This window comes from Microcoleus sp. Pol12B4 (assembly GCF_036701385.1).
In the GTDB taxonomy this organism is placed as follows: domain Bacteria; phylum Cyanobacteriota; class Cyanobacteriia; order Cyanobacteriales; family Microcoleaceae; genus Microcoleus.
Window position 1 is genome coordinate 1 of the sequence record NZ_JAUBQR010000259.1, and the last position, 8,681, is coordinate 8,681.

At 44.2% G+C, this 8,681-nt stretch carries 8 protein-coding genes; 4 read left to right on the forward strand and 4 right to left on the reverse strand.

Annotated features, from left to right (window positions below; all coding sequences use genetic code 11):
- Positions 1 to 26: 26 nt before the first annotated feature.
- Both QUA38_RS25240 and QUA38_RS25245 read right to left on the reverse strand, forming a co-directional pair.
- A complete protein-coding gene (locus QUA38_RS25240; protein ID WP_333166804.1) occupies positions 27 to 1,451 on the reverse strand; it encodes a serine/threonine-protein kinase in 1,425 nt (474 codons plus the stop codon).
- A 54-nt stretch (positions 1,452 to 1,505) separates the two neighbouring features.
- The gene (locus QUA38_RS25245) at positions 1,506 to 2,921 is read right to left on the reverse strand and encodes a serine/threonine-protein kinase (RefSeq protein WP_333166805.1); all 1,416 of its coding nucleotides are present in this window, start codon (positions 2,919 to 2,921) and stop codon (positions 1,506 to 1,508) included.
- Between the two features lie 127 nt (positions 2,922 to 3,048).
- On the opposite strand from QUA38_RS25245, the gene QUA38_RS25250 reads away from it, so the two are divergent.
- Together QUA38_RS25250 and QUA38_RS25255 are read left to right on the forward strand one after the other, a co-directional pair.
- Positions 3,049 to 3,399 carry a hypothetical protein gene (locus QUA38_RS25250; protein ID WP_333166809.1) on the forward strand — a complete coding sequence of 117 codons (351 nt, stop codon included), beginning with the start codon at positions 3,049 to 3,051 and terminating at the stop codon, positions 3,397 to 3,399.
- Positions 3,369 to 3,524: an AAA family ATPase gene (locus QUA38_RS25255; RefSeq protein WP_333166811.1), complete on the forward strand. Its 156-nt coding sequence runs from the start codon at positions 3,369 to 3,371 to the stop codon at positions 3,522 to 3,524. Before QUA38_RS25250 ends, QUA38_RS25255 begins: the two co-directional genes overlap by 31 nt.
- A 318-nt stretch (positions 3,525 to 3,842) precedes the next feature.
- Here the strand turns inward: QUA38_RS25255 and larC are convergent, their stop codons facing one another.
- The gene (larC, locus tag QUA38_RS25260; protein WP_333166813.1) at positions 3,843 to 5,180 is read right to left on the reverse strand and encodes a nickel pincer cofactor biosynthesis protein LarC; all 1,338 of its coding nucleotides are present in this window, start codon (positions 5,178 to 5,180) and stop codon (positions 3,843 to 3,845) included.
- 75 nt (positions 5,181 to 5,255) lie between these two features.
- On the opposite strand from larC, the gene QUA38_RS25265 reads away from it, so the two are divergent.
- Complete coding sequence (locus QUA38_RS25265) at positions 5,256 to 5,921, forward strand: L-threonylcarbamoyladenylate synthase (RefSeq protein WP_333166815.1); 666 nt, start codon at positions 5,256 to 5,258, stop codon at positions 5,919 to 5,921.
- A gap of 69 nt (positions 5,922 to 5,990) precedes the next feature.
- Here QUA38_RS25265 and QUA38_RS25270 read toward each other — a convergent pair whose 3' ends face one another.
- Positions 5,991 to 6,275 carry a DUF427 domain-containing protein gene (locus QUA38_RS25270; protein ID WP_333166817.1) on the reverse strand — a complete coding sequence of 95 codons (285 nt, stop codon included), beginning with the start codon at positions 6,273 to 6,275 and terminating at the stop codon, positions 5,991 to 5,993.
- Between the two features lie 97 nt (positions 6,276 to 6,372).
- Between QUA38_RS25270 and recQ the strand changes: the two genes are divergently transcribed.
- Positions 6,373 to 8,568: a DNA helicase RecQ gene (gene recQ, locus QUA38_RS25275; protein ID WP_333166819.1), complete on the forward strand. Its 2,196-nt coding sequence runs from the start codon at positions 6,373 to 6,375 to the stop codon at positions 8,566 to 8,568.
- The last annotated feature ends 113 nt before the right edge of the window (positions 8,569 to 8,681 follow it).

Here is an 8,681-nt window from a genome sequence, read left to right on the forward strand (position 1 = left end):
AGAGAATACGCTTTCATTAGGTTTGACTACAACAATGATATTTTATTGTACCTCATTACAGCGGAATCCGCTGTATCTGCGGATACAACAGTAATTTGCCCGCCCGAAAACGCACTTATTTCATTGGCTAGCCATTCTATTTCTGGAGGTGTTAGCTGAGAAATTCCCATGGTTTCATAATATTTATCTTGTCGCGAAATTGCCATCGAATGCCGGATATACATACTCCAGTTGCTAAAATTTTTATTCATAATTGGAGCCACCTGACATTTATACCAAGGCCACAGGTGAGTCACGGAAATTTGATTGCGGTCGATATTTATTTTAGTCGCTCTGAAATAAGTTGCGATACCTCCCCCTCCGCATAATATAGCAAAACCTAGGCCTCCAAAGGGCACTGTAAGGAAGGAGAACAACATCACAAATATAATGGATTTAAGGCGGGTTTTAATCAGGAGTATTATCGATATAAAAGGCAATAAAACTAACCCCAAGCAAAACAACGTTCCTATCAATATCCAGAAGGCGCTCCAAAAAGTCAACCTTGTGGGTGGAATCAGAATCTCTAGGTTCTCCCCATCTTCCTTAAGTTCAATCCTACTCCCAAACGGTTTTTGTCTAATCGCCGACATATCTGTTTGCTGGCGGGGATTTTCCAAGGCTTTCAGCGCCTCCCCAGCAGATGCGAGACGGCGATTCAAACTCGGTTGTGTCATCCACTTCAACCAATCGATTAAATCTGGATTGAGATTAACTATTGACTCAAATTGAATTTGCAAATTACCTTGGGATAACTCGGCAGGATGCCTACCTGTCGCTAAATAAATTAATGTCGCACCCAAGCTGTAAATATCGGAAGCGGGAACATTCCTGCCGCCAAATTGTTCGGGTGGCATATATCCGTAAGTGCCAACAACAGTAATCGTACTACCTTTTCTGGCCGCTAATGTCTGTACGGAACCAAAATCAACTAAATAAACATCACCGACACTATTGCCAGATCTATTTGCCAGTAAAATATTACTCGGCTTGATATCTCGGTGAATAACTTGCGGCTGTTGCCCGTGAAGGTAACGCAAAATTTCCAGTAATGCTTTAGCCAGTTGCTTGATTTCTGCTTCGCTAAAAGTTCGCCCGCTTTTTAACCATTCCTCTAACGATTTGGCTGGGATATAGCTTTGTACCAAGGCAAATCCTTTACCAGTTGGTGTATCCACATCAAAGTAATCCAGGTAACGGGGAATTGCCGGATGAGAAAGCAGTTGTAAAGTTTGCGATTCTCTTTCAAACAGCTTCAAGTGATCCCAGTGAAAATCTTCCCCAAAAATCAGTAACTTGATTGCCACTAACTCTTGGGTGTGCAAGTCGCGCGCCAGCAACGTGCGCCTTCCCGCATTTTTACTTAGCTGTTTCTGGATGACATAACGTTCTTTTAAAATTTTACTTGTCATTTTTTGCAATCCTCTTGAGAATAGTGGTTGTTAATTTTATCTGCCATTTATACTTTATTCACTAATGGGTAAATCTAACCATTCGCTGAGTTCGCCTGCTATCCAATCAATCTCGGCATCGGTGAGATGGTTGGTAATAAGTGTATATTCCTGTGTTCCCGCCCAAATCTGAATGTCGCGAGGATAAGGGCGCGATTTTTTAGGTTTATTCCCTATGAATCGTAATTTACAGATTGCCATCCTTGGACTTGGGGGCAGAAGATTATAACGTACAAATCCTAACCAATTGGATGTCAAATAAATTTGTTTGCGATCCAGGCGCACTCTACTGGCTTCATAAAGTAACCGGATAATGATTGATAGGGACAAAGTTACCAAGTAAATTACCCATAACAACGCCGCGATTCCTGCGGATAATAGAACAAAAGAAGAGGCAATACTAAACGCAGGCATAATAGATGATATACTTAAAAAAAACAAGTATGAAAGTATAAGAAACGCCATTACTAACAAGGCAATAGTGTCAAATAGAGGAGAAGAACTAGGAACCACAATTTCCAAAGAATTCCGGTCTTTTTTCAGTTTGACCTTACTCCTAGCAGGTTTTCGCACAACCAAGGGTATCGCCTCTTTCGGTCTTTCCAGTGCTTTTAATGCCCGATCGGCCGTGGTTAAGCGGCTGTTTAAATCTGGTTCGGTCATCCACTGCAGCCAGTCCACAAAATCCGAACTAATAGCGATTTTTGGCTCAAAATTAATACGCAAATCCTCCTGCGGCAATTCGGCTGGATGGACTCCCGTTACTAAGTAAATTAACGTTGCACCCAAACCATAAAGATCGGAAGCCGGAACAGCACGCCCGCCAAATTGTTCGGGCGGCATATATCCGTAAGTTCCCACTACAGTAACGGTGCTACCTTCTCTCGCTGCTAAGGTTTGAACTGAACCAAAATCTACTAAGTAAACTTCACCCAACCAACCACCTTTATTAAGGGCAGAGTGTTTTTGTTTGAGGGGCGATCGCTCTGCTAACAGAATATTACTCGGTTTAATATCTCGATGAATTACTGGCGGGTTTTGGTGTTGCAAATATATCAAAATTTCCAGCAACTTATTAGCGATTTGCTTTATTTCTTTTTCGTTAAAATTCCGTCCCGCTTCAACCCATTCTGCCAAAGATTTCGCTTCAATATAGCTTTGTACCAGGGCAAGCCCTTTAGTCTTTGGTGTCTGGAATTCAAAATGGTCTAAGTAACGAGGAATTGCCGGATGGGAAAGTGACTGTAAGGTTGTGGCTTCTCGTTCAAATAGTTTTAAATCGTCCCACTGGAAATCTGCACTAAAAGTAAGGATTTTGATGACGACTAACTCCTGAGTTTGTAAGTCGCGCGCCAGGAAAGTTTGTCGTCCTGCATTTTTCCCCAGGCATTGCTGAATGGCATAACGTTCTTTTAACACTCGCTCTAACATATTTTTTACTATAAATATTAGCAGCTTTTACTATATTTCAGGGTTAACGAAAATTGCTAGGAAAAAGCTCCATTTCTAACAAACATTAATTATGAGTATTATGATATGACTATTATGAATTCAAGCAATGGCACAAGCGTTGCTAAAGTACGCGAAGCTGTTGAGAAAGTGCGGGCACAAGAGTCTTACAAAAAAATCCGATCGCAAATCTTTGATGCAACTGCGCCAACAAATCGGACTCGTCTTTCAAAATCCCGAACATCAATTAGTAGCTTCGACGGTAGAAGAAGATATTTCCTATGGATTGTACAATTTAGGCTTAAGAGAATCCGAAATTGCTCAACAGGTGCAGCAGGCGATCGAGCAATTCGATCTAAGCGAACTCGCCCGCGAACCAATTCACAATCTCAGTTTGACCAGAAAAAGCGGGTTTCCATCGCCGATATCATGGTTCTGGAGCCGAAACTGTTGCTGTTAGATGAACCTACCGCCTATCTCGATCCGCGTCACACTCGACAACTGATCGGTTTACTTCAACAAATTCACAGCGCCGGAACCACCACCCTGCTAGCGAGTCACGACCTGGCATTCATCTACCACTGAGCTGATTGGGGGTTTGTAATGGATCGAGGACAACTAATTTTAGTAAGGAACACGGGAAACCATTTTTGCTCAACGGGAGGTTTTGAAGCAATTGCAGCTTGGCGTACCGCTGGCGATCGAGCTAATTGACAAATAAGGGCGATCGTTGAACAAGACGATCGCTCAAAAATGCCCGCTTTCGAGGAATTGCAATAACAAATTTTACCAAGCCGCAGGCTTTAGTTATTTGTTATTGGTTATTGGTTGAATTAAATTATTGTGGAACAGGCATCTTGCCTGTTCATAAAAATGGTGCAAGATGTAAGTTCCTGTGATTTACTAACTTCGATCGTACCAACTTTGCAGCGCCAAGCGGTGAACTTCCCGCCAGCTAATATTTTTAAGTCTGGCAATCTCCGCGCAATCTTCGTATTCCGGCTGTACATTAACAATCGTTTGTCCAGACTTCGCAACTTTTATCTTGACTTCGCCGTATTCTGTTTTAACTGTCTGGATTTCTCGGTGTAAAATCGTTCTTTGTTGAGTCGAGCGCCTAATTCCCAAAGTAGTAGTCTCGCGAAAGATCACAGCTTCGCAAGCCTCCTGAAACTCGGGATGACAAATCGCCGTTAACAAAACTCCCAGCCGCGACTTTTTCATCACAATTGGGGCCGTAAAAACATCCACAGCTCCGGCGCCAAACAAAGCATCAAAAACATAGCCGATCGCCTGCGGAGTCAAATCATCAATTTGCGTTTCCAGTACACAGATTGCTTCTCGATTGTTGGTTAAATTTTCTTTTCTGACTTCTGACTTCTCCCCAATCCAGATGCGCAAAATATTAGGAATTGCCAGGTTTCGAGAACCTGCACCCAAACCGATCGCCTGAATTTGCATCGGTGGTGGCGGCCCGAAACCAGCGGCGAGAGTACAGGCGATCGCAGTTCCAGTAGGAGTGCACAATTCGCGATCGATCCCATTGCTATAAACCGGCACTCGGTGCGTTTCCCACAACCGCATCACCGCCGGCGTCGGCACCGCTAATCGGCCGTGTGCAGCCTTCACCGTACCTGCGCCAGTCGGCATCGCCGAAAAGTAAAACTCCTGAATATCCAACCAATCCAAACCCAAACAAGTACCGACAATATCAATAATTGCATCCGTCGCCCCCACCTCGTGAAAGTGAACCTCGCTTGGGGGGATACCGTGTACGGCACCTTCTGCCTCTGCTAATTTGCCAAATACGGTCAAACTCCACGCTTCCACGCGCGGAGGCAATTTTGCAGAGACGATGATTTGCTCAATTTCGGGCAAATTGCGGTGATGAGTGTGGCTAATTTCGGCATCTGCTTCGCCGTGACTGTGAGAATGTTCTTCCCCATGATGATGGTGGTGGCGGGCGTCAAAAGTCGGGGATTCGGTTTCTGAGGGATCGAGTTCGGTATTGGGATTTTCAGGTTTTAACGACAAATCCGCAGCTAAATCGACATAAAATTTAGTTGCTTGTTGAGTATTCCGGTGGACTAATTCCGTCTGCAACTGGTACTCTGTCGAAATGCCGAGCAAATTTAGTTTTTCGATTAGGTATTCTAAAGGAACGCCGGCGTGGATGAGAGCTCCGATACACATATCGCCAGCAATGCCGGTTGGACAGTCAAAATAAGCTATTTTATTCATTGTTAACAATTAATTTTTAGCATTGATTGTTTCACTCGATATTTCGATCGCCCACTTAGCCTGCAATATCTTAACATGGCAACTATTTACGAAGTGCATCCAGTTGCACCCCAGAGAGACCGGATCGAGAAAATTCAAAAAGCTCTGAAAAATGGGGCAGTGATGCTTTATCCGACAGATACAGTTTACGCGATCGGCTGCGATATCAACTCCAAGTCTGCAGTAGAACGAGTCAGACAGATCAAGCAACTATCCAATGATAAGCCTTTAACGTTTTTGTGTTCTTCTCTGTCAAATATCACTGACTATGCTGCCGTCAGCGATGAAGCATACAGAATTATCAAGCGGTTAATACCAGGGCCTTATACATTTCTGCTGCCAGCTACTAAGTTAGTGCCACGGTTGGTAATGAACCCAAAACGGAAAACCACTGGAATTCGCGTTCCCGACCAGCGGCTTTGTTTTACACTGTTGGAAGCCTTGGGAAATCCCATTATTTCAACATCCGCTCACATTACCACGGATGATGAAGGTGCAGCACCAGTCCCTGGATCTAAAGCAGAAAGCTTTGGCAAAGCTGAACTTTTTGACTGTTTTTCAAAGTTAGTGGATGTCATTGTCGATGACGGTTCCGATCCGGGATATCAAGTTTCCACCATTCTCGATTTGACAGCAAGCGAACCGATTGTTGTTCGCCGTGGTTTGGGTTCGGAAGCTGTCGCCGTTTGGGAAAAAGATTAAAATTTTAAGGGGCAGGTTAAGCGCCAAATTCGGCCAAAACCCGCCCCATTTTTTTAATTCTAAACTGCTTTAAGCCTCTACCTTAACTCCTTTCCAAAAAGCAATATATCCGGCAATATTTTTAGCAGCATCTTTCGGAGTAGGATAGTACCAAGCAGCATCTTTATTAACTTGTCCGGCGACTTCGACACTGTAGTAACTAGCAACACCTTTCCAACCGCAAGTAGTGTGAGTGCTGCTGTCCTTGAAATACTCACGGTTGATGGCATCGGCGGGGAAATAATAGTTGTTGTCTACAATTTCGCACTTGTCGCTCTCGGCCAAAACGGCACCATTCCAAATTGCTTTCGGCATCAGTTTTTCTGCTTAACTTGAGATTCTCAATTATTGTAACTGTATTTGTGCTCAAAAGGCATAGAATAGTTGAGAAGCCAACAACTAACTACTGCAAATGCCAGCGTCGAATCCGCCAATATCTTCTGTGCCGCTGCCCCTAGAACAAGCACTCAAACATTTTTTTGGCTATGACTCTTTCCGCCCGGGGCAGCAGGAAATTGTCGAAGCTGCTTTACAAAAACGGGATATGATGATTGTCATGCCGACGGGCGGTGGCAAGTCTTTGTGTTTTCAATTACCGGCACTGTTGAAACCGGGATTGACTGTGGTTGTTTCGCCGTTAATTGCTCTGATGCAAGACCAGGTGGAAGCTTTGCAGGATAATGGAATTGGGGCGACTTTTCTCAACAGCACTTTGAGCAGTCAGGAAACCAGATCGCGCGAAACAGCAATTCTCGAAGGTAAGATTAAATTGCTTTATGTTGCACCCGAACGCTTGCTCGGTGAGAGATTTTTACCGTTTTTAGATATAGTAGCAAATAAGTTAGGAATTTCGGCATTTGCGATCGACGAAGCCCACTGCGTTTCGGAATGGGGGCACGACTTTCGACCAGAATACAGGCAAATGCAGCGAGTGCGCGATCGATATCCCGACATTCCCATTATGGCACTAACCGCCACCGCCACCGAGCGCGTCCGCCAAGACATCATCCAGCAGTTAACTCTGCGAAATCCCTACATCCACGTCGCCAGCTTCAACCGCCCCAATTTATACTACGAAGTTCGCCCCAAAACCAAACACAGTTTTGCCGAAGTTTTGCAAATTATCCAAAAAAAAGGCGGTTCGGGAATTATCTATTGCCTCAGCCGCAAAAAAGTTGATGAAGTTGCCCATAAATTGCAACAAAGCGGCATCCAAGCCTTACCATACCACGCCGGCATGAACGATGTCGATCGCGCCACCAATCAAACCCGCTTCATTCGCGACGACGTGCAAGTAATGGTAGCCACAGTTGCCTTCGGTATGGGCATTAACAAACCCGACGTGCGGTTTGTAATTCACTACGACTTGCCCAAGAATCTCGAAGGATACTATCAAGAATCCGGTCGCGCAGGCCGAGACAACGAACCCGCCCATTGCAGCTTATTTTTCGGCTACGGCGATGTCAAAACCATCGACTACATCATCGAGCAAAAACCTGATCCCCAAGAACAAAGAATTGCTCGCCAACAGTTGCGGCGAGTAATCAACTATGCTGAATCCACCGATTGCCGTCGCACAATCCAGTTAAGTTATTTTGGCGATTCATTCCCCGGAAACTGCGGTACTTGCGATAACTGTTGCAACCAAAAACCCGTAGAAGATTGGACGATTGAGGCAATGAAATTTCTTTCTTGCGTTGCGAGATGCCAAGAAAAATTCGGCATGAATCATATTATTGACGTACTGCGCGGTTCAAAAAATCAAAAAATATTGCAATACCAGCACCACCAACTTTCTACTTACGGAATTGGCAAAGATAGAAGTGCTGATGAATGGAAAAAATTGAGTCGTTCGCTGTTAAATCAAGGTTTTTTAGACGAAAAAACAGACGGTTTCCCCATTTTGAAACTGAATGAAAAAAGTTGGGAAATTATGAAACGTCAGCGCACAGTTGAAATTGCCATTGAACCCCAGCGGGAAGTACAGGGTAAAGTTCGGTCTTTGGCAGTAGAAGTAGAAGCTTTATTTACCATACTGCGGACGCTACGCAAGCAAATTGCCGACGAACAATTTGTGCCACCTTACGTAGTTTTTGCGGATAAAAGCTTGCGAGACATGGCAGAAAAACGCCCGCAAAATCTCAGAGAATTCGAGGAAGTTTACGGCGTTGGTAGCAACAAGAGAGATAAGTACGGCAAAGTTTTCTTGGAGGCAATACGCACTTTTTGCCAAGAACAAGGATTGCCAAGTGGTGCTGCATCTTCTGATGTCGCTAATCTTCCCAATCTTCCTAACGTTGCGTCTTATTCGCAGATGCAAACCTGGGAATTATACCGACAAGGTTTGACAGTTCAAGGAATAGCTAATGCGCGGGGCATGAGCCCTAATACTATTTCTGGGCATCTGATAGAATTGATGGAAATGGGCAGGGAAGTTGATATAAATTTGTTGGTGGAACCGGAACGTCAGCAGGCGATAGTGTACGCAATTGAAGTTATGGGGGATGAGAAACTGAGAGCAATTTATGATTTTTTGGAAGAACGTTATACGTTTGAAGAGATTAAGTTTGTGCGCGCTTGGTGGCGGCAAAATTATGTAGGTTTTTAACCGCAGATAGATGCATATGAACAATGATGGACCCAGATAATTTACTGGAGTTTAGACTAAGAAAAGCTGGCTCAGTTAGAAACTGAGGCATAAAAAATTCATTGGGCAGCCAA